The organism is Rhodococcus sp. BP-349 (assembly GCF_019835845.1).
Classification (GTDB): domain Bacteria; phylum Actinomycetota; class Actinomycetes; order Mycobacteriales; family Mycobacteriaceae; genus Rhodococcoides.
This window is the reverse complement of the sequence record NZ_JABUDR010000001.1, coordinates 182927-203720: the sequence shown is the minus strand read 5'-3', so window position 1 is coordinate 203720 and position 20794 is coordinate 182927. Positions and strand designations below refer to the sequence as shown.

19 protein-coding genes and 1 tRNA gene are annotated in these 20794 nt (G+C 67.1%); 8 read left to right on the top strand and 12 right to left on the bottom strand.

The window, feature by feature from the left end; translation table 11 throughout:
• Position 1 precedes the first annotated feature (1 nt).
• Positions 2 to 670 carry a hypothetical protein gene (locus HQ325_RS00930; RefSeq protein WP_222626325.1) on the bottom strand — a complete coding sequence of 223 codons (669 nt, stop codon included), beginning with the start codon at positions 668 to 670 and terminating at the stop codon, positions 2 to 4.
• Between the two features lie 578 nt (positions 671 to 1248).
• Entirely contained in the window at positions 1249 to 1572 is a 324-nt protein-coding gene (locus HQ325_RS00925) for a WhiB family transcriptional regulator (protein ID WP_027506681.1), read from the bottom strand.
• Between the two features lie 284 nt (positions 1573 to 1856).
• On the opposite strand from HQ325_RS00925, the gene HQ325_RS00920 reads away from it, so the two are divergent.
• Positions 1857 to 4226: a transglycosylase domain-containing protein gene (locus HQ325_RS00920; RefSeq protein WP_308014203.1), complete on the top strand. Its 2370-nt coding sequence runs from the start codon at positions 1857 to 1859 to the stop codon at positions 4224 to 4226.
• A 30-nt stretch (positions 4227 to 4256) separates the two neighbouring features.
• Here HQ325_RS00920 and HQ325_RS00915 read toward each other — a convergent pair whose 3' ends face one another.
• Positions 4257 to 4730 carry a GatB/YqeY domain-containing protein gene (locus HQ325_RS00915; RefSeq protein ID WP_204869650.1) on the bottom strand — a complete coding sequence of 158 codons (474 nt, stop codon included), beginning with the start codon at positions 4728 to 4730 and terminating at the stop codon, positions 4257 to 4259.
• 75 nt (positions 4731 to 4805) lie between these two features.
• Between HQ325_RS00915 and HQ325_RS00910 the strand changes: the two genes are divergently transcribed.
• On the top strand, positions 4806 to 5771 hold the full coding sequence (locus tag HQ325_RS00910) for a metallophosphoesterase (protein ID WP_222628734.1): 966 nt from the start codon (positions 4806 to 4808) through the stop codon (positions 5769 to 5771).
• Between the two features lie 36 nt (positions 5772 to 5807).
• Positions 5808 to 5881: transfer RNA gene (locus tag HQ325_RS00905), tRNA-Pro, on the top strand.
• Positions 5882 to 5982: 101 nt separating this feature from the next.
• On the opposite strand, the gene HQ325_RS00900 is transcribed toward HQ325_RS00905, so the two are convergent.
• The gene (locus tag HQ325_RS00900) at positions 5983 to 6186 is read right to left on the bottom strand and encodes a hypothetical protein (protein ID WP_222626323.1); all 204 of its coding nucleotides are present in this window, start codon (positions 6184 to 6186) and stop codon (positions 5983 to 5985) included.
• 160 nt (positions 6187 to 6346) lie between these two features.
• Between HQ325_RS00900 and HQ325_RS00895 the strand changes: the two genes are divergently transcribed.
• Complete coding sequence (locus HQ325_RS00895; protein WP_222626322.1) at positions 6347 to 7033, top strand: TetR/AcrR family transcriptional regulator; 687 nt, start codon at positions 6347 to 6349, stop codon at positions 7031 to 7033.
• Between the two features lie 120 nt (positions 7034 to 7153).
• Here the strand turns inward: HQ325_RS00895 and HQ325_RS00890 are convergent, their stop codons facing one another.
• Entirely contained in the window at positions 7154 to 7396 is a 243-nt protein-coding gene (locus tag HQ325_RS00890) for an NAD(P)-binding protein (RefSeq protein WP_374107202.1), read from the bottom strand.
• A gap of 154 nt (positions 7397 to 7550) precedes the next feature.
• On the opposite strand from HQ325_RS00890, the gene HQ325_RS00885 reads away from it, so the two are divergent.
• Positions 7551 to 10064 (top strand): molybdopterin-dependent oxidoreductase, encoded by a 2514-nt coding sequence (locus HQ325_RS00885; RefSeq protein ID WP_222626321.1) that lies wholly within the window; start codon positions 7551 to 7553, stop codon positions 10062 to 10064.
• Positions 10065 to 10187: 123 nt separating this feature from the next.
• Positions 10188 to 10661: a tautomerase family protein gene (locus tag HQ325_RS00880; RefSeq protein WP_222626320.1), complete on the top strand. Its 474-nt coding sequence runs from the start codon at positions 10188 to 10190 to the stop codon at positions 10659 to 10661.
• Between the two features lie 78 nt (positions 10662 to 10739).
• Here HQ325_RS00880 and HQ325_RS00875 read toward each other — a convergent pair whose 3' ends face one another.
• The 6 genes from HQ325_RS00875 to HQ325_RS00850 form a co-directional block, all read right to left on the bottom strand.
• Entirely contained in the window at positions 10740 to 11954 is a 1215-nt protein-coding gene (locus HQ325_RS00875) for an oxygenase MpaB family protein (RefSeq protein ID WP_222626319.1), read from the bottom strand.
• Between the two features lie 223 nt (positions 11955 to 12177).
• Complete coding sequence (locus HQ325_RS00870) at positions 12178 to 13644, bottom strand: mannitol dehydrogenase family protein (RefSeq protein WP_222626318.1); 1467 nt, start codon at positions 13642 to 13644, stop codon at positions 12178 to 12180.
• 107 nt (positions 13645 to 13751) lie between these two features.
• Positions 13752 to 14720, bottom strand: a complete 969-nt coding sequence (locus HQ325_RS00865) for an ABC transporter substrate-binding protein (RefSeq protein WP_222626317.1) — start codon at positions 14718 to 14720, stop codon at positions 13752 to 13754.
• Positions 14721 to 14804: 84 nt separating this feature from the next.
• Entirely contained in the window at positions 14805 to 15902 is a 1098-nt protein-coding gene (locus HQ325_RS00860; RefSeq protein WP_222626316.1) for an ABC transporter permease, read from the bottom strand.
• Positions 15899 to 16678: an ATP-binding cassette domain-containing protein gene (locus HQ325_RS00855; protein WP_222626315.1), complete on the bottom strand. Its 780-nt coding sequence runs from the start codon at positions 16676 to 16678 to the stop codon at positions 15899 to 15901. Before HQ325_RS00855 ends, HQ325_RS00860 begins: the two co-directional genes overlap by 4 nt.
• Positions 16675 to 17427 (bottom strand): nucleoside/nucleotide kinase family protein, encoded by a 753-nt coding sequence (locus tag HQ325_RS00850; protein WP_222626314.1) that lies wholly within the window; start codon positions 17425 to 17427, stop codon positions 16675 to 16677. The genes HQ325_RS00855 and HQ325_RS00850 overlap by 4 nt, the downstream gene beginning before the upstream one ends.
• A gap of 369 nt (positions 17428 to 17796) precedes the next feature.
• On the opposite strand from HQ325_RS00850, the gene HQ325_RS00845 reads away from it, so the two are divergent.
• Positions 17797 to 18537: an SDR family oxidoreductase gene (locus HQ325_RS00845; RefSeq protein WP_222626313.1), complete on the top strand. Its 741-nt coding sequence runs from the start codon at positions 17797 to 17799 to the stop codon at positions 18535 to 18537.
• Between the two features lie 40 nt (positions 18538 to 18577).
• Positions 18578 to 19588 carry a LacI family DNA-binding transcriptional regulator gene (locus HQ325_RS00840; protein WP_222626312.1) on the top strand — a complete coding sequence of 337 codons (1011 nt, stop codon included), beginning with the start codon at positions 18578 to 18580 and terminating at the stop codon, positions 19586 to 19588.
• Here HQ325_RS00840 and HQ325_RS00835 read toward each other — a convergent pair.
• Entirely contained in the window at positions 19577 to 20794 is a 1218-nt protein-coding gene (locus HQ325_RS00835) for an HAD-IA family hydrolase (RefSeq protein ID WP_222626311.1), read from the bottom strand. The two genes, HQ325_RS00840 and HQ325_RS00835, sit on opposite strands and share 12 nt — an antisense overlap.

Below are 20794 nucleotides of genomic sequence, written 5' to 3'. Positions count from 1 at the left end.
ACTACTTCTTCGCTGCGGGCGGCGCCTGGAGCAGAGTGACGAACTGCTGCGCATTGGCCACGGCGGAACCGAGACCACCGACGGCCGTACCGGCGAGGGATCCTCCAGCGCCGAGCAGCAGGGCGCCACCGATGCACCCGGCGATCGGACCCGCGCCGAAGAGCAGCGCGACGGGAGCGGAGACGACGCCGGCGGCTGCCGCACCGAGGAGGCATCCGCCCACGAGACCGGTTGCAGCACCGAGGAATCCACCGACGGTGGCGGTGAGCGACAGGTTGTCCTTGACGCCGGCGACCGCGGCGGGCAGGTCGACCTGATTCAGGCCCGGGATGTCGTAGACCGGCGTGGTGGGCGCAGCGGCGTCGACAGCGAGGGTCGCGGTGTTGCCTTCGACCTGAGCGGACACGGGATGCGCCAGCCCGTCGACGGCGAGAGCCAGCGGCACGGAGTCGACGACGACGCCCGAGTCGTCGCGAATGATCAGGTGGTTGTTCTCGTTGCTCAGAGTTCCCGAGTCGGTGGTCACGAGCAGCCCGGTGCCCGCGGCCACGGCGTTCCAGTGCACCTCGGGAGCGGCGGCGGCGGCCGGATCGGCGTACGCGGTCGCGGAGGCGGTGCCCAGCGACACGATCGTCATCGCGGCGACAACCGCGATCTTGTTCATCTTCATGCCCGTCGAGTCCTTTTCGCAGTGGGAGCGAATCCGCGCTGATCGTCGGATCCTTCGAAGCGGCGAGTGCCGAGCAGGATTCAACGGTCAGGGGCGGGCGGTGTCAATCGACGTGCGAGACAACGGAAAGCGAACCGCGGGGGGTGTGACACCGCACGGACGGCCGGGCGGCCGGGCCACCGAACGGCCGGTCCGGTTCGGCACGGAGCACGACCGGTACGGCGGCGGCCGGGCGCACACGCCGCGGGGTGGTGTCGACGTCGATACAGGTCAGAGGCTTCGATGCCTGCTCGCAGGAGCGTGGCGGCCGAGCGACCGTGCGTCACGCTTCTTCCGATACGACCGATTACGGTGCGAGGCACACAGACTCGACCCGAGTCCGATTGGTCCGCGCTGTCTGGTGTCGCCGAGCGACGCGGGCGAGCGTGACAGACGCTCCGCACCCCGAACCGGTCCCGACGTGTGGCCGGGCGTTCACGAAGTGTTCATGCGATGCGACGAGAGATCTCCCACCGCGGATCGGACATTGCGGTGGGAGATCACAGAGACCGTGGCCGGTCGCCCGGCGGCGGCACGGGTCAGACAGCCGACTGGTGGTGACGCTGGGTCTCGAAGAACTCGGCCCAGGAGTCCACCTCGGGGTGCTGCTTGATCAGAGCGCGGCGCTGACGCTCGGTCATGCCGCCCCAGACGCCGAACTCGACACGGTTGTCGAGGGCGTCCGCTCCACACTGCATGAGCACGGGGCAATGGCGGCAGATCGTGGCGGCCTTGCGCTGCGCGGCGCCGCGGACGAACAGTTGATCGGGATCCACTCCCCGGCATCGCGCCTGCGATACCCATGCGATGCGCGCTTCGGCTTCCCCGATGTCGAGCGCTGCATTCGGCGTTCCTGTGTGCATTCGTGACCCCTTACCGTCGGCGAACACCGTGTCCCTGGCGTTCCGGGCGTCCCAGCCGCCGACGCAGCTCACGCTGCACAGCAAACTGAGGAGCACCCCACTAACTGATGTGATTGTTATCTGAATCACATCGTGTCCATCAATGTAGGGGAAAGGCCGCGCGGGAAGCAAGGTGGGGGATCACTTTTCTGGTACGCCCGTGCGATCGGTCACATCGGGGCAGGTCAGGCGTCCACATGTCCGGTACGGGCTGTGTCTCCGAGGAGCCACGTACTCTGTTGTTCGTGCCGATCGCCAAGACTGTCGCCAAACTCGCCGGGTGCTCCGCCCTGGCCGGCGCGCTGCTCGCCGGAGTCATGTTCCCGCTCGCCGGCGGGTTCGGATTCGCGTCCAACCGCGCCGCCGACACCGTGGACAACGTCTCCGCGGAACTCGTGGAGGGAACAGTGCCCGCCGTGTCCACGATGGTGGACTCCGCGGGCAACCCCATCGCGTGGCTGTACGAGCAACGACGCTTCGAGGTGCCGAGCGACCAGATCTCCAATGAGATGAAGCTCGCCATCGTCTCCATCGAGGACCGCCGGTTCGCCGAGCACGAGGGCGTCGACTGGCAGGGCACGGTGCGCGCCTTCCTCACCAACACCACCAGCGGCCAGGTGGAGCAGGGCGCGTCCACCCTGGATCAGCAGTACGTGAAGAACTACCAACTGCTCGTCGTCGCCAAGACGGACGCCGAGCGCCGCGCCGCCATCGAGACCACTCCCGCGCGCAAGATCCGCGAGATCCGCATGGCGCTGACGCTGGACAAGCAGCTGACCAAGGACGAGATCCTCACGCGCTACCTCAACCTGGTGCCGTTCGGTAACTCGTCCTACGGCATCCAGAACGCCGCGCAGACGTACTTCGGAATCGACGCGAGCCAGCTGAGCCTGACGCAGGCGGCGATGCTCGCGGGCATGGTGCAGTCCAGCTCCGCCCTGAACCCGTACACGAACTACGACGGCGTGATGGAACGACGGAACACCGTTCTCGACACGATGATTCAGAACATCCCGGACCGGGCGGCGGAGATCGAGGCCGCCAAGGCCGAGCCGCTCGGTGTCCTGCCGGAACCCAACCAGTTGCCGCGCGGCTGCATCGCCGCGGGTGACCGCGGTTTCTTCTGTGACTACGCGCTGCAGTACCTGGCCGACGCCGGAATCAGCAAGGATCAAGTGGACAAGGGCGGCTACCTGATCAAGACCACGCTCGACCCGGCAGTGCAGTCCTCCACCAGCGCCGCACTGTCGGGGAACAGCAGCCCGGACCTCGACGGCGTCGCGACGGTCATGAACGTGATCGCGCCGGGGCAGGACTCGCACCGCATTCTCGCGATGGGTTCGTCCCGCCGCTACGGCTTGAACGGCGACGCCAACGAGACCGTGCAGCCGCAGCCCTACTCCCTGGTGGGCAGCGGGGCCGGATCGATCTTCAAGATCTTCACCACCGCCGCCGCGATGGAGAAGGGGCTCGGTACGTCCGCTGTCCTGCAGGTACCCAACCGCGTCGAGGTGAAGGGACTCGGTGACGGCGGCGCACGCGGGTGCCCTCCGTCGACGTACTGCGTCACCAACGCCGGTAACTACCCGCAGTCGCTCTCCGTGACCGACGCGCTGGCACAGTCCCCCAACACCGCGTTCGTGAAGTTGATCGAGTCGGTCGGTGTCACCCCGACGGTCGACATGGCGGTTCGCCTGGGTCTGCGCTCGTACACCTTGCCCGGCACGGCCGGCCAGGGCACGGACCAGAGCCTCGCCGATTACCAGAAGGAGGCCAACCTCGGCTCCTTCACACTCGGACCGACGTACGTCAATCCGCTGGAACTGTCGAACGTGGCCGCGACTCTCGCGTCCGGTGGCAAGTGGTGCCCGCCCAACCCGATCGACAGCGTCTTCGATCGCAGTGGTAAGCAGATCCCCGTCACGCAGCAGGCGTGCGAGCAGGTCGTGGAACCGGGACTGGCGAACACACTGGCCAACGCGATGAGCAAGGACGATCAGGCCGGCGGCACGTCCGCGGCCGCCGCGAGTTCGGTGGGCTGGTCGCTGCCCATGTCCGGCAAGACGGGCACCACCGAATCGCACCGGTCCTCGGGATTCCTCGGATTCACCAATCGGTACGCAGCCGCGGCCTACACCTACGGCGACTCTCCGACTCCCAGCGAGATCTGCTCGTTCCCGCTGCGCCCCTGTGGTTCGGGCAACCTCTTCGGCGGCAACGAGCCCGCACGGACCTGGTACGACGCGATGGACCCGGTGGCCACGAGCTTCGGCGACGTCGGACTCCCGGCCGTCGACCAGAAGTACGTGCGCGGATCGGCCAACGGCCAAGTTCCCGACGTGACGGGTCTGACGCAGAACTCCGCGACCTCGCAGCTGCAGGCCGCAGGGTTCCGTGTGCAGGTGGCGACCACCGCGTCGTCGGAGGGTCGGGGCACCGTGGTCAGCACGTCACCCTCGGGCTCGGCCATTCCGGGATCGACGGTCACCCTCTACATCAGCGACGGATCGGTCCGAGCCGCGCCGGCGACACCGGCACCGGGAATCCAACTTCCGGCGCTGCCGCCCGGGGTCACCCTTCCGGCGATCCCCGGGCTGACGGCACCGCCGCGCTAGGCGCGGCGGTGCCGGGTGGGGGCAGCAGCTCTACAGACGAGCCTTGACCGCGGCCGAGATGCGGGAGCCGTCGGCCTTGCCGGCTGCGATCGCCGTGGCTGCCTTCATGACCTGTCCCATCTGACGCATCGCCGGGCGCTCCCCGAGCTCCTCGGCCACCTGTGCGATGGCCGTGTCGGCGACGTCGGCCAGTTCGGCATCGGTCAGCGGTGTCGGCAGGTACTCGTCGATGATCTGCGCCTCGGCGCGCTCGGTGGCGGCGAGTTCACCGCGCCCGTTCTGGGTGTAGATCTCGGCGGACTCGCCGCGCTTCTTCGATTCCTTGGCCAGCACACGCAGCACGTCGTCGTCGGTGAGCTCGTGCGCTTCCTTGCCCGACACCTTCTCGGTCTGCACGGCTGACAGCAGCATCCGCAGTGTCGCCGTCCGGAGCTTGTCCTTCGCCTTCATCGATGTCGTCAGATCCGCCCGCAGGCGCTTTTCCATGTCACAGTTCTCGGCCATGCAGGAAACGGTACTGTCGATGAGGTGTCCGGTACATCAGCGTTCCCCCGTCGCTCGGCGCACTCGCTCCCGAGTCTGCAGTCGGCCGCGCGCTCTCTCGCCACTCCCGGAGGGATCGCGGCCCTCGCCGCGGGGTCTGCGGCGGTGGGGTTGACCTACGCCACGGCCATCGAGCGCAACGCGTTCGCGCTGCGGGAGACCACGATGCCGGTGCTCGCCCCGGGATCGTCGACGCTGCGCGTCCTGCACATCAGCGACCTGCACATGATGCCGGACCAGAAGCTCAAGCAGAACTGGGTGCGCGAACTCGATCGACTCGAACCCGACCTCGTCGTGAACACCGGCGACAATCTGTCCCACCAGCGTTCGGTCCCGGCCGTGGTGCAGTCACTGGGCTCCCTTCTCGGGAGGCCCGGGCTGTTCGTGTTCGGCTCGAACGACTACTTCGCACCCGTGCCCAAGAACCCGCTGAAGTACTTCTCGAAGAATCACAAGAAGGTCTTCGGGAACCCGCTGCCGTGGCAGGACCTGCGGGCCGCCTTCACCGAGCGCGGGTGGATGGACGTCACCCACGTCCGCCGCGAGCTCGAGGTGTCCGGTGTTCGGATCGCGACGGCCGGGGTGGACGATCCGCACCTGAAGCGTGATCGCTACGACACCATCGCCGGCGCACCGAACTCCATCGCGGACGTGAGCATTGGCATCACCCACTCGCCCGAACCGCGCGTGCTCGATCGCTTCGCGGCGGACGGCTACGACCTCGTACTCGCGGGACATACCCACGGCGGCCAACTGTGTGTTCCCTTCTACGGGGCTCTCGTCACGAACTGCGAACTCGACCGCTCTCGCGTCAAGGGACCGTCGCGGTGGGGCGCCCACACCCGGCTGCACGTCTCGGCGGGTCTCGGTACGTCTCCGTATGCGCCGTACCGCTTCTGCTGCCGCCCCGAGGCCACCCTGATCACTCTCGTCCCGGCGAAGCGCCCGCCCGTCACCTCACCCGAACAGGGCGTTTCGCGTTCCGAAGCCATGGTGCGATAGAGTTGCAGAGCTGCCCGGACGGGTAGTGAACGGCCACGGGGTGTGGCGCAGCTTGGTAGCGCGCTTCGTTCGGGACGAAGAGGTCGTGGGTTCGAATCCCGCCACCCCGACTCGTGGTTGAGACACGAAGGAAGGCCCTGCACCGGGATGCCGGTTCAGGGCCTTCCGCCATGTCGGGGTGTGTGCGGTCGGCGTCCGACTCGGATCCGGGTCAGGAATCGGAGTCGACGCGACCGGGTCCGAATTCGTCGAGGCGGGCGGTCTTCGTCTGTTCCGCACGCTCGTGCTCGTCGCGTCGAAGGCGGCCTGCCTCTTCCTCGATGTCTGCAGTGCGGATCGACCGGCCCATGCGGACACCCAGCATCACGGCCACGACCGACCAGACGGCCACGATGCCGACGATGAACCACCACACCCTGTGATTATGGCATCTCAGCAACCATTTCGGATTCCATTGGTAGCCGAGACAATGGTGGGAGGACCATGATCCTCGTCGGGACACCGTGCGTGTCCCTCCGGGGCGGTCCGTGGTGCCGTCAGCCGAACACCCCGGCGTCGTGTGCAACGATCGGTTCATGGCATCCCCTCACAGCTCCCGCGACGGGAATGTCGACGACGAGCCGGTCCGCGACCGACTCGTCCGCTCGGCGGTGGAGTTGCTGGCCGATGCCGGGCCCAGCGAGTTGAAGGTGCGGACGATCACCGACCGCGCCGGTGTCTCGACGATCACCGTCTACCATCACTTCGGCGGCCTGCAGGAACTGTTGCGGGAAGTCGTGATTCGCGGATACGCCGATCTTCGTGCAGCTCTGCTCACCGCGTCGAAGGCGCGCATGAACCCGGGTGCTCGGTTGTTCGCGATGGCGCTGACGACACGCGACGTCGCCCAGAACAATGCACATCTCTACGACATGATGTTCGGCCTCTCGACGCGTGGGACCTACCGGTACGTCGCCTCGTCGGACCGGACGTCCAGCGAAGGATTCGCGCCGGCCTACGCCGTTCTGACCGCCACGTGCGAGGAACTGGCTCGCACGGGTGTGTCTCCGATCGACGGAGAGCAGATCGCCGCCGAATTGTGGAGTCTCGTGCACGGTTTCGTCACGCTGGAGATCAGTGGCAACTTCGCCGGTCATGCGGATCCGGTCGCGACGATCCTGCAACCGATGGCGGTCAACCACTTCGTCGGGATGGGGTACCCGCGCGACCTGTCCGTGGCCGGCGCGGCGAAGGCCATGGCATGGTGGAAACGCAGACGATAGGTATCGGTCACGCCCGTCGCGCGGAGAGCACCCTGTCGGCTCCGGCGACTCGGCCCTCATGTCGTCGAGAATGCACTCGACGGTCTCGTGAGCATCGCCCTTCGGCGTGCCCGATCAGGCCTATGGGTCCGCGCTCGACCCAGCCCGTCGTGTAGAGCCCGGCCAGGTGCGTGCCCTCGTCGACGATGCGTCCGGCTTCATGAGGACGACTCCGGGCCGGGTGTCGAACGGGATCCCCTGCAGGTGCCCGAACGGTGCGGGCAGCCGCTCGTACAGATCGATGGACACTCCCCGCTCGGAGGCCGTGTCGGACGCCGTCAGCGCGTCTGCGGCACAGATCCCGGCCGGGCCGGAGCCCACGATGGCGAGTCACAGGGGACGCGAGTCCATAATGAGGTTATGCGTCTGGTCACGTCACCCGCGGACTCCCCGTCCTGTCGGTCGGATCTGTGATCGGATCTCCCGAGTATGACTTTGTTATGTACGATCGCTCACACGACGCGAAGGGACCACCGACATGACGCAGGACGCGACACCAGCCGACTGGCAGAAGACCGCATGCATTCTGTGCGAATGCAATTGTGGCATCGAGGTGCTGCTCGAGGGCCGAGCGCTGACCAAGATCCGAGGCGACAAGGACCATCCCAACTCGCAGGGATACAGCTGCGAGAAGCCGCTACGGCTCGATCGCTATCAGAACGGCGCTCACCGAATCGACAGCCCGCTGCGCCGACGTCCCGACGGAACGTTCGAGGAGATCAGTTGGGACACAGCCCTCGACGAGATCGCCGCTCGCCTGGCCGCCGTGCGGGACGAACACGGCGGTGAGCGAATCTTCTTCTACGGTGGCGGTGGTCAGGGCAACCACCTCGGTGGCGGCTACGGCCGCGCGCTGTTCAACGGCGTGGGCGGCAAGTACATGTCCAACGCCCTGGGCCAGGAGAAGACCAGCGAGGCGTACGTCGACAAGCACCTGTACGGCGGCCACACGGCGGGCGACTTCGAGAACTCCGAAGTCGCCGTGTTCATCGGCAAGAACCCGTGGCAGTCGCACGGGATGGCTCGGGCCCGACCCACCCTGAAGGAGCTGGCCCGCGACCCCGACCGCGCGATCATCGTGATCGATCCCCGGAAGAGCGAGACCGCAGCGATGGCCGACCATCACCTGCAGATCAAGCCCGGCACCGACGTCTGGTGCCTCGGCGCCCTCGACGCCACCCTCGTACAGGAAGACCTGATCGCGTCGGACTGGCTGAACACCCATGCGGTCGGCGTGGACGAGGTTCTGCAGCTCTTCCGCGACATCGACATCACCGACTACGCACGACGATGCGGTGTGCCCGAGGACGACATCCGTGCAGCCGCCCGCCGTATCGCGCGAGCGAAGAGTGTCGCCACGTACGAGGACCTGGGAATCCAGCAGTCACCCAACAGCACCGTCTGCTCGTATCTGCAGAAGATGCTCTGGGTGCTGACAGGCAACTTCGCCAAGCCCGGCGGCATGCACCTTCACTCCTGGGTCTTTCCGCTCGCCGGCCCGTGGTTTCCGATCGAGCGGGAAGAGCCGGTGCCGTTCTTCCGAGTGCGGCGTGCCGTCGGACTCACGTCGATGCGTCACGGCGCCTCCGCGATGCGCGCCGTACTCTCGCGCCTCGACGGGCACACGACCTCCGGGAAAGTGGCCGAGAACGTCGCGCGAGCAGCGCTCCAACTCTTCTTCGCATCGGTGTCGGTGGCAGCAGCCGATCCGATCGCCAGGCTGGCGGGCAACGTCGCCGGGGATGAAGGGGTGACCCCGGTGACCGGCGCGCGCATCATGGCCGGACTGATCCCCGGGAACTCGATCGCGGACGAGATTCTCACCGACCACCCGGACCGGTTTCGCGCGATGTGGATCGAGTCCTCGAATCCCCTGCACTCCTTGGCCGATTCGGAGCGCTTCCGGCAGGCGATGCGCAGCCTCGATCTCACCGTCGTCATCGATGTCGCGCTGACCGAGACCGCCAGGGCAGCGGACTACGTGCTGCCCGCAGCAAGTCAGTTCGAGAAGTACGAGGCGTCACTGTTCACTCTGCACTTCCCGCACAACACTTTTCAGATGCGTCACCCCTTGATGCCGCCGATGCCGGGCACCCGTTCGGAACCGGAGATCTACGCGGCCGTGATGGACAGACTCGACCTCGTGGATCCGGACATCATCGCGTCGTTGACGGCGTCCGCACGAGTGGGTCGATCCGCGTACAGCCTCGCACTGTTCTCGACGATCGAGCAGAAGCCCGAACTCGCCGGAATCGTGCCCTACCTCGTCTATCGCACACTGGGGGCAACCTTTGCGCCGGGGGACGAGGCACAGTCACTCGTCTGGAGTTTCGCTCAGCTCGCAGCCATCGCGCAGCCCGACGCGACACGGCGGGCGGGGTTCACCGACGACGGCGACGGTCAGGGCGAGAAGCTGTTCGAAGCGATCCGCGACCGCCGCGAGGGCGTGATCTTCACCGAGGATCGCTACTCCGACGCCTGGTCCTACATACGTCACGAGGACAAGAAGATCCACGTCGCGATCCCGGAGCTCATGGACGAGATTCGTCTTCTCGACGCCGAGCAACCGTGCTACACCAGCGAGGAATTCCCGTTCATCCTGTCGGCGGGTGAGCGACGGGCATTCACCGCGAACGTCATCATTCGCGACCCCGAGTGGCGTCGCCGCGACAAGGGCGGGGCGTTGCGCATGAGCCCGCAGGACGCCGTCGATCTCGCTGTCGACACAGGTGACATCGTGCGTCTGATCACGGAGACGGGCACGGCGACAACGACGGTGGAGATCAGCGACATGATGCAACCCGGACACGTGTCGTTGCCCAACGGCATGGGTGTCTCCTACCCGGGAGAGAACGGCGACACCGTGGTCGGCGTGCCGCTCAACACACTGACCACGGTCACGCGACGTGACAAGTTCTTCGGAAATCCGTGGCACAAGAATGTCCCGGTACGCATCGAACTCGTGGACTCGAGCGTCTCGACCGACAGCTGACGACGCGCTCCCCACGGCGAGACCAGCCCAGAAGATCGACGACCACCGAACTCGCCCGCGAGGGGGCGGGCGAGTTCGGTGTGCGAGTCGAACCCAGATTCGAACCGACCCACAGGAGAAGGCATGCCGCTCTGGAACATCAGGACCGCGAAGAATGTGTACACCGCCGCCGACAAGAAGGCGTTCGCCGACAGCATCACCTCGTTCTACTTGGACGTCGTCGGGTTGCCGAAGTTCTACACCAGCGTCGTCTTCCATGAATTCGATCCCGAGAACTTCTACCTCGGGGGTGAACCGACAGACGATTTCGTCCTGATCGAGGTACTTCACGTCGCTCGCAACATGGACGAGCTGTCCGAGAAGCTCGGCGCGACGATGACCGAGGACGACCTGTATTCGTTGATGCGAGAAAGCTTCGCCGGAATCGTCCGACCGTTCGTCGACGATCGCGGGTTACGCTGGGAGACAGCGGTCGTGGAAGGGCTCTTCAAGAGCTGGATGATCGACGGCATGACACCGCCGCCACCGTTCTCGAAGGCGGAGAAGACGTGGGCGCGGGACGACAAGCCGTCGCCGTACGACACAGTGTCGGCCTGACCCTCGGACCGGAAATCGACGGCGACTCGTCGGCATCCCGCGTGCAGTGTTGCGCCGCGATGGATGCCGACGACGTCGTCACTCGTCGGTCGGTCGTCCCGCCACTGCCGTTCCGCGATAGTCGGCTCGGACGCCGTCGAGTCCGCGTTCCAGCGAGCTCTCCAACAGTCGGAAACCGCCCTCTTCGGCGATACGGCGCACTCCCGGAAGCCTCGTCGCCGAACTCACTGCTCGTAGCGCGCCCGCCCCCAGTCGCACCACCGCCTCCGCCGTGGGCCGTGCCTCGAGGCCCAACGCGTCCCGAGCATCGCCACCGGGGTGCGTGGCGATCATGGACGGCTTCAGAACCTGCCGCGCCACCGCATGGTTCAACCATGTCGACTTCCCGAAAGCGGCCATCGACGCTGTGCCGTCGACGACGTCGCGCATCAAGGTCTTCATCTTGTCACTCTCACCGAGCAGCGTCTCGTGGATCCGCATCTGGATCGCCATCTCCTCGGCGTGGTCTCGCCCGAGCAGTTGATTGTTCGCACCCTCGATGCGCGACACCCAGCGCCACATCAGCGCGAAGCCGTCGCGTTCGTCGGGGGTCACCTTTCCCCCGAAATACTCCATGATGTTGACCCGGTACTGCCCGAAGATGTACGTCGCACCGGCAGTCGCCATCTGACTGATCGGCGTTCCCGATTCGTATCGGGGCCACCTCGCACTGCGGTGGATTCCCAGCCGGATCATGGTGTGCATGAACCTGATTCGTACCCACATGATCCAGCGATCACCACCCGGCAACATCCCGTCCACGTCGAGTGCTCCGACGAAACCGGTTGCCGTCTCCCAGAAACGGCGTCGGAAGTCGCCTCCGCCGGCCAGGCGACCGGTCGACGACATCACCTCCGCGGTGGCCGGATCCAGGTAGGTCATGGGCAAGGCCCCGTGGATCCCGAACAACATGCCCAGCGGATTGCGGCGTCCCATCCGCGCACCCACCCTGAGGGAATCGACATCGAGCCAGCTCGGAATGGCCTCGACGTCGGCGAGGAAGGCGACGGCCTCCGAATTGCCCTCTCGTTCGAGCTCTCTGGCGTTCGCATAGATGTCGCCACCCATCAGTTTACGTTCGCGCATCACGTGAATCAGTGCCTCGCACAACGGGTCACCCACGTGATTCCACGACCTGTAGTCGATGTCCTCGGGTGCGAGATACGATTCCGCGCCCGGGGTACTCGCCAACGCGATCAGCGCGTCGACGCTGGGACCGTGCGGGGCGAAATCACTGCGTGCTTCGCTGGACATGTGACGCCTTCCGTCGAGGAACGACCGAGCACTCCGGGCATGCGCGTCGACCCGAGTGAGGTGCATGCCCGGTGATCGAGGCGTGGTGCACGAGCCGTCGCGAGGTACAGAACCTCGTTATACACAGTTCTATCACGTTCGCTCGAGGTCGGCACAGAGACGACGTCGACGATGCCGGAACGCGGGTGCAGGCCTACGACACGACGGGGTCCCGGGTCCGTCGTCAGACCGAGGAGGCCACCAGCAGCCGGACCGCACCGATCGGGCCGTCGTCCTGGAGGCGACGCTTCGCGCGCTGGTACGCCACCCGAAGTCGCACGCTCGTCGTCAGGTCCCCGAAGACGTCGGGTTGGGCCAGGAATGCGCCGGGGCCGTCGTGGTCGGCCCGCGCCAGTGCGCAGAGCTGATCAGCCGCCCGATCGAGCAGCGCCACTCCCCCTTCGATGCATGCGCACCACGCCGCGAGCATCAGGGCTGCATGATCGATCGACCGGTCGTCACGCAGCCTGTCCCGCACGACGGGCAGGACGAACTTCGGGATGCGCGACGTCGCGTCGACCACCTGACGCGCCACCGTGTCCTGCACGGCCGGGCTGCCGAACCGTGCGAGCAGGTCGTCGATGTACGCGTCGAGGTCCACACCGGGCACGACGCCCACGGTGGGCGCCGCCTCGTGGCGCATGTAGGAGGCGACGAAGGCTCCGAGGTCGGGGTCGGCCATCACCTCGTGCACGAACGTCTTTCCGGCCAGCACGCCGAGATAGCCGAGCATCTGATGCGAGGCGTTGAGGAGTCGCAGCTTCATCCGCTCGAACGGCGCGACGTCCGTGACCACCTGGACGCCCACGTCCTCGAACGGCGGCCGCCCGTCGGAGAAGTCGTCCTCGAGGGCCCACTGGGCGAACGATTCTGACCGCACCGGCCAGGCGTCGTCGATACCCGTCCGCCCGCGCACAGCATCGATCACGGCAGGCGACGTGGCAGGGGTGATCCGGTCCACCATCGAGTCCGGAAACGCGACGGCGTCGTCGATCCAGTCGGCGAGTGCGCCGTCGTGGTGACGGGCGAAGGACACCAGTGCGGCACGAGCGACACCGCCGTTTCCGACGATGTTGTCGCACGACATGACGGTGAACGGGGCCGTGCCCTCGTCGCGGCGGCGGCGGAGGGCCACCGTGAGGAACCCGAGGACACTGATCGGCGCGTCGAGAGACACCAGGTCGTGGCGGGTCGCGTCGTCCCGCGGATCGAAGGCACCGGTCGCGTCGTCGATGCCGTAGCCCGACTCGGTGATGGTGAGCGAGACGATGTGCGTGGTGGGTGCCGCGAGCGTGGCGACGACGAGACCCGGGTCGTCCGGCGCGTAGAGGTAGCAGGCGATGGACCCCACGATGCGGGTGTCCTCCGCGCCGTCCGGATGCACCGTGGTGAGGGTGTAGAGCTGGTCCTGGGCGGCGGCGACGTCACGCGCCGCCGCGTCGGCGGGCATGACACCGACACCGCAGATCGCCCAGTCGAGGTGCCCGGCGGCGAGCAGGCGATCGACGTACATGGCCTCGTGCGCTCGATGGAAGGCGCCGACACCGAAGTGGACGATGCCGCAGACCAGGGTCGAGCCGTCCACTCGATGACGCGGAACCGACACGCCCACGGGCGGCGCTGTGAGGGCGTCGTGGATCGAGATGGTCACGGCAGCGGTGCCTTTCGAGTGGTACGACGTGGAACGCGGTGGCGCTCCCGTTCACCGGGATCGAGCCGGCGAGACAGAAGAGCGCCACCGCAGCTGGGGACGGCCGATCAGCAGGCCGACTTGTACACGTACTGCGCGCCGTCGCCGTCGATCGTGTCCGCGGTGATGACGTGGAATCCGGTGGAGATGTCCTTCTCCGTGGGCTGGTCCTCGAGCGAGGCGACGGCCTGCTCGACGCCGTCGGTGCCGATGGTGGCCGGCTGCTGAGCGATGAGTGCCTGGACCGTTCCCTCGCGGAGCTGCTTCACCTGGGCGGGGCCGGCATCGAAGCCGACGATCTTGACCTGCTCCTGCTTCCCGGTCTGGCGCACGCCGGTCGCGGTGCCCTCCGCGGCGAAGGTGTTGGTGGCGAAGACACCGACGATGTCGGGGTCCTTCGCGATGGCGGCGGAGATCAGACGAGCGGCCTCGGCGGGATCGTTGTGGCTGTACTGCACTCCGAGGTACTGGAAGGCCGAGTTGCCCGCGGCCGCGTCCTCGAATCCCTTGACGCGGGCGTCGGTGGTGGAGACGCCGGGGTCGGTGGAGATGACGATGACCTTGCCACCGCTCGGGTTCAGCTCCTCGATGGCATTGAATGCCTCCGCGCCACCGCCCTCGTTGTCCGACGAGATGGCCGACACTGCCTTCGACGGGTCCTCGAGCGTCGTGTCGACGAGGACGACCTTGATTCCGGCCTGGGCGGCGGCGTCGAGCGGTGCCTGCATCGCGGACACGTCGGTGGGGGCGATGAGGATCGCCGCGGGGCGAGAGGCGACGACCGAGTCGACGATCGGCTTCTGCAGCGTCGGATCGAATTTCGCGGGGCCCTGCACGTCGACCGTGTAGCCGGCGGCCTGAGCGGCGTCCTGGATGCCGCACTGCATGCTGATGTAGAACTCGTCGCCGCTGACGCCCTGGATGAACGCCAGCTTCTTCTCACCGCCGCCCGAGTCGGACGAACAGCCGGCGAGCACGAAGGTGGAGAGTGACGCGGCTGCCAGCGCAGCGGCGGCGACGGTCCGGGATGTACGCATGGGTGAGTGATCTTTCCGGTAGGCCGAGCGTGGTGAGTGGAGTGTGACTGCGGTGAAGTCGAGAGGTTGAGCGACGGTGGTACGTCAGGGGTTTCGAGCCCACAGTCGTTTCAGTGAGGACGTCGACGCCCCGCGGGTGGCGGCGGCTCGGCGGCGTTGATCGAAGTACACGGCGGCGATGAGCACAGCACCGACGGCGACCTGCTGCCAGAAGGGCTGCACACCGACGATGACGAAGCCGTTCTGGAGCACGGCGGGAATGAAGAGTCCGATGACGGTGCCGAACATGGTGCCCACACCGCCGAAGAGGCTGGTGCCGCCGATGACGACCGCGGCGATGACGTTGAGGTTGGTCTGCGACTGGCCGGCGATGGCCGTGGTGCCGTACTGCGAGAGCGACAGGATGCCCGCGAGACCGGCGAGCGTGCCGGACAGCGCGTACACCTTGATCAGGTGCAGGTCGACCTTGATGCCGACGCGCCGGGCGGACTGCTCCTTGGACCCGACAGCGAAGGTGTGCAGGCCGAATCTTGTGCGGTGCAGCACGATACCGAACACGATGACGAACACCAGGGCGATGAAGGAGATGAGCGGGATGGTGGTCGCGGGAACGTTGCCGTAGCCGATCGTGTCGACCAGCACCGGCGGCACGTCGCGGATGTCGACACCACCGGTGATGACCTGGGCGAGACCCAGTGCGCCGCCGAGCGTACCCAGCGTCGCGATCAACGGAGGCACCTTCGCGATACCGATGAGGAACCCGTTGAGCAGCCCCCACGCGAGCCCACAGGCGACGGCCACGAGGATGCCGATGACGGCCACACTCCAGCCCTCGCCGCCGACGGCCCGCATCACCTTCGCGGCGACGACGCCGGAGAAGACGAGGACCGAGCCGATGGAGAGGTCGATACCGCTGGTGACGATGACGAACGTCATCCCGATGCCGAGGACGGCGAGGATCGAGACGTTCTGGATGATCTGCCGGATGTTGCCCCACTCGGGGAAACTGTTCGGCGCGAGAATCGAGAACAGGATGCTGATCGCCAGGAGGACGATGACGATCTGGAACACCTGGACGCGGGCGAGGCCGGCGAGGCTGCTCCGCAGATCGAACGAGCTGCCGTTCGACGACGGATCGGGGGCCGAGGATCCCGCTGATTTCGGCAAGGTCTGATTGCTCATCTCGCGGCTCCCACCGTCGCGCCGGTCATCGCGCCGACGAGTGCTTCCATGGTCGTGTTCTTCGCATCGAGCGTGGCGACTCGCTTGCCCAGGCGCAGCACCTGGACGCGGTCGGCGACCTCCATGACGTGCGGCATCGAGTGGCTGATGAACACCACGGCGACGCCCTTGTCCGCCACTCGACGAATGGTGTCGAGCACGTTGCGGGTCTGGACCACGCCGAGTGCGGCGGTGGGTTCGTCGAGGAACACCACGCCCTTGGCCCAGGCCACTGCACGGGCGATGGCGATGGCCTGCTGCTGGCCACCCGACATGGCTCCGACCGGGTCGGTGAGGCTGCGGACCGTGGCACCCAGTTCGTCGAGCGCCGCACGCGACTGTGTGCGCATCTCGGCCGTGTTCAGGAAGCCGAGCTTGCCCAGCAGTCCCGCCGCGGGAATCTCGCGGCCCAGGAACATGTTCTGGGCTGCGTTGAGGTGCGGAGCGAGCGCCAGATCCTGGAACACCGTCTCGATGCCGAGATCTGCCGCGGCGGTCGGGCTGTCCAGATCGACGGGCGCACCGTCGTAGAGGATCTCGCCGGAGTCCAGCGCCAGGCTGCCCGAGAGCGCCTTGACCATCGTCGACTTGCCGGCGCCGTTGTCGCCGATGAGCGCGACCACCTCGCCCGCGTAGATGTCGAAATCGGCGTCGTCGAGCGCGCGCACGTTCCCGAAGCTGCGGGAGAGCCCGCGAGCCTCGAGGACGGGCGTGGCGCCGTCGGGATGGTTGCTCATGAGAGCTCCTCGGGTGAGTCGGTGTCGCGTGGTGAGTCGGTGTCGGGCGCGAGATGCGGGTCGTTCGGCACCTCGATGATCAGGTCGGCGCGGCGGGCCGCCGCGGCCACGATCTCCGCGTTGCGGAGGTCGACGTCACGGGTCCACTGCTCGGCGTCCGCGCGCGACTTGCCGTGGTGTCGGTGCCGGGCGACGAGGCGCTCTGCCCGCACCTGCGTCGGAACGTCGAGATACCAGACCTCGTCGAGCTCCGCGCGCACCGCGCCCCACCCGCCGTCGTCGAGCAGGAGGTAGTTGCCCTCGGTGATCACCATCGCGGTGTCGCGCTGCACGGGGACGGCGCCGGCGATCGCGGCCTCGATCGACCGCTCGAACCGCGGCGCGTAGATAGTCGTCGCCGTCTGGTTCCGCAGGCGGCGCAGGAGTGCGACGTATCCGTCGACGTCGAAGGTGTCCGGTGCACCCTTGCGGTCACGGCGCCCGAGGCGGATCAGCTCCTCGTCGGCGAGGTGGAACGCGTCCATCCCGACCAGCGTGGCGTCCATACCGAGTTGGGCCTGAAGCAGTGCGCAGAAGGTCGACTTGCCCGCGCCCGGTGCACCGGTGACACCCAACAGTCGGCGCCCGCCGGATCCGTCGCGCAGCACGGACGCCAGGTGACTCACCATGTCGGTGAGATCGGCCGGCGCGTAGCGCCGACGGTCCTCGCGGCCGTCCGGCGTACCGGCGTCGTTCGAAGCTGCGTACATGTCCGTCCCTCGTCGAATCGCGGGACTCGATCGACCCGATCCCGTGGGGGTGAGTCGTCGTGCGGCCCCGAGCCGCATCGCGATGCGGATCAGTGTGACCCACGCAACTCGTGATGTCACGCGTTTCGCGAAAATTCATGTCATCGGTGACATGGACGCCGCTCGAACGGCCCGCGCCGAGGTGCGTCGAGCGATTCGGGATACAGGATCAGCGCAGATCACAGGCATTTTACGTGGAATTCGACGTGGGAATGCACACGGTGACGTACGGTCCGTGTCATCGATGTCATGGATCACCTCGACGGTGGCCATGACATCGATGACATCGCATCGCTGTCACACCCACGACTCTCCAGAAGGCAGAACCTCATGTCGCCGAGTTACCCGCCGAAGTTCGACGGCCGCACCATCCTCGTCACCGGAGCCAGCGGCGGCATCGGTGCCGCGACCGTGCGGCGCCTCGTCGCCGACGGCGCCGACGTCATCGCGTCCGGACGGAACGAGGCCGCGCTCGCGGCCCTGCAGGAGGAGACCGGTGCGCGGCCACTGCCGTTCGACCTCACGTCGGAGGACAGCATCCGCGAGGCCCTGTCCGGCCTCGAGCTCTACGGCGTGGTCAACTGCGGCGGCTTCGGCGGCGAGATCGCCACCCCCCAGGACACCGACATCGACATCTTCGACAAGGTCATCTCCATCAACGCACGCGGCAGCCTCCTCGTGATCAAGTACGCGGCTCCCGCGATGATCGCCGCCGGCGCCGGGGCCATCGTCAACGTCTCGAGCCAGGCAGCGCTCGCGGCGCTCCCCGGACACATCTCGTACGGATCCTCGAAAGCGGCTCTGGACAACATCACTCGCGTCGCGGCACTCGAACTCGGCAAGCACGGCATCCGGGTCAACAGTGTCAATCCCACCGTCGTCATGACGGAGATGTCCGCCTTCTACTGGGGGCGCCCGGAGATCGAGGGCCCGTTCCTGTCGCAGATGCCGCTCGGTCGGTGGGCCACCGAGGCCGAGATCGCGGCCCCCATCGCGTTCCTGCTGAGCGACGACGCCTCGATGATCACCGGGGTGTCTCTTCCGGTCGACGGCGGGTACACCAGCCGCTGACCCGTCATACTGTCCCGGCACGTACGAAGAAGGTGGCCCGATGACCACGATGCAGGATGTCGCGACACTGGCCAACGTCAGCGCGAAGACCGTGTCACGTGTCTACAACGACGATCCGCACGTCGATCCCGAGACTCGCGCGCGGGTGAACGCAGCTCTCGAATCGTTGAACTACGTTCCCAACACCATCGCGACGTCGTTCCGTGCCGGACACACCGGCGCCATCGGGGTGGCCGTCCCGGACATCGACGATCCGTTCTTCGCCTCCATCGCGCGTGCGGTGGAGAATCGAGCCCGTCTGCACGACATGGCCGTCATCATGACCAGCCTCGGTCACGACGCGTCCCTCGAGAGATCGCTGGTGGAGTCGCTCCTGCGACGACAACTCAGCGGTCTGGTGATCGCGCCCATCGGAACCGATCACGCATATCTCAAGCGGTGGGCCGAGCGCACCCCCACCGTGTTCGTGGACCGCGCGCCGTCCGGGCTGACCGCCGACACGTTCGTCGACGACGATCACGGCGGTGCCTGGACGGCCACCACCCATCTTCTCGATCGGGGCCACCGGCGCATCGCTCTGGTCGGCGACGACATCTCCATCAGCACCGCGTTCAACCGCCTCTCCGGGTATCGAGATGCGCTGGAGAGCAACGGGATCGAGTACGATGACGCGTTGGTCGTCACCGGAGTCCTCGGCCGCGATCAGGCACGGGAGGCGATGCGCACACTGCTCGACTCCTCGGCTCCGCCCACGGCGCTGTTCCTGTCCAACGCCCGCACCGCGATGGCGTGCGTGCCCGAACTGCAGAAGCGCGGAGCGACGCGCCCCGCGTACGTCGGCTTCGGCGACTTCCCGCTGGCCGACGCTCTGTACCCGCCCGTCACCGTGATCGACCAGAACCCAGCCGAACTCGGGCTCCAAGCGATCGATCGCATTTTCGGACGCATCGAGAACCCGCGCCGGCGTTACCGCCGCCGCAACGTGCTCGGAGTCGAGCTGATCGAGAGGGAATCGTGCACGCTCCCCGACGGCGCCGCGTCACCGCAGTGACACGGTGACGCCTCCTTCGGCGAGGGTGACCGTCAGCTGATCCAGGGTGTCGACCTGCAGGTCCGCGTCCAGCTCGGCACTGTCGTGGGTACCTCCCACGCCGATCACGGCGCAACCCGCGGCCCGTGCCGATCGCACACCGGCCGGCGCGTCCTCGACGGCCAGGCAGCGGCTCGGGTCGATCCCCAGCCTGCGCGCCGCGAGAAGGTAGGGCTCCGGGTCCGGCTTGCCGTGTGCGACGTCCGACGATGTCACCATCGTGGTCGGTGCGGTCAGTCCTGCCGCCGCGAGACGCGCGTTCGCGACCGAGGGCGCCCCGGACGTCACGATCGCCACCTGCGGTCCGGGCAGCGCCGAGAAGAGCTTCACCGCACCAGGAGTGGGAACCACATCGGCCACGTCGTGGGTCTCGAGCTCACCCAGCCGCAGCGCTGCCGCCGGCCCGTCCACATCGCCGAGAAGCAGCGACATGGACTCCGCCGCCGTCATTCCGTGGGCGATGTCCGCGACCGCGAATCCGTACTCGTCTCCGACCTCGGCCCAGCACCGCGCGACCGCTGCTGTCGAGTCGACGAGCGTTCCGTCCAGGTCGAACAGCATCGCGTCGAACGGCCGGCCGACGACGCCACCCCGATCGACGGGCGGGGACACCAGTCCCAACGCCCCGCGAACACGGAACAGTTGCTGCGCGGTGGTCAGAGACGCGTCGACGCGCAGATGCGGGACAGCGGGGCTCCGATGCGGCGTGTCCGCGCGGTGGCGATCCCGGTCCAGACCGCGGTCCGCGCGGCGACGGGTCAGGAGCGCCTCGGTGCCGTCGACATGAACGACGACCACCGGTGCGGGCGCCACGGCATCGACCAGGGCCGCCCACTCGTCACCACCCTGCATTTCACGGGTGAACGGCGCGACCATCACGGACCGCACGCCCACCGACGTCAATTCTGCTGCCACGGAACGCAGCACGGCGTACCGCCCGGCGCGGATCAGGGGCGCCGCGTCGCCGGACTCGTTCCAGTGACCACTGCCCAGCAGCGGATTCAGCGCATCGAGCAGCGGCGCCGTCAGGGTGTCGAGGTCGAGCAACGGCGCTGCGAGATCCCGGGCGACCGCTGCTCCGAGGGTCGACTTGCCACTGCCGGCGACCCCGGCGATCACCACGTGCGGACCGCTGTTCCACACGATGTCTTGACAGGAGGTGTGCAC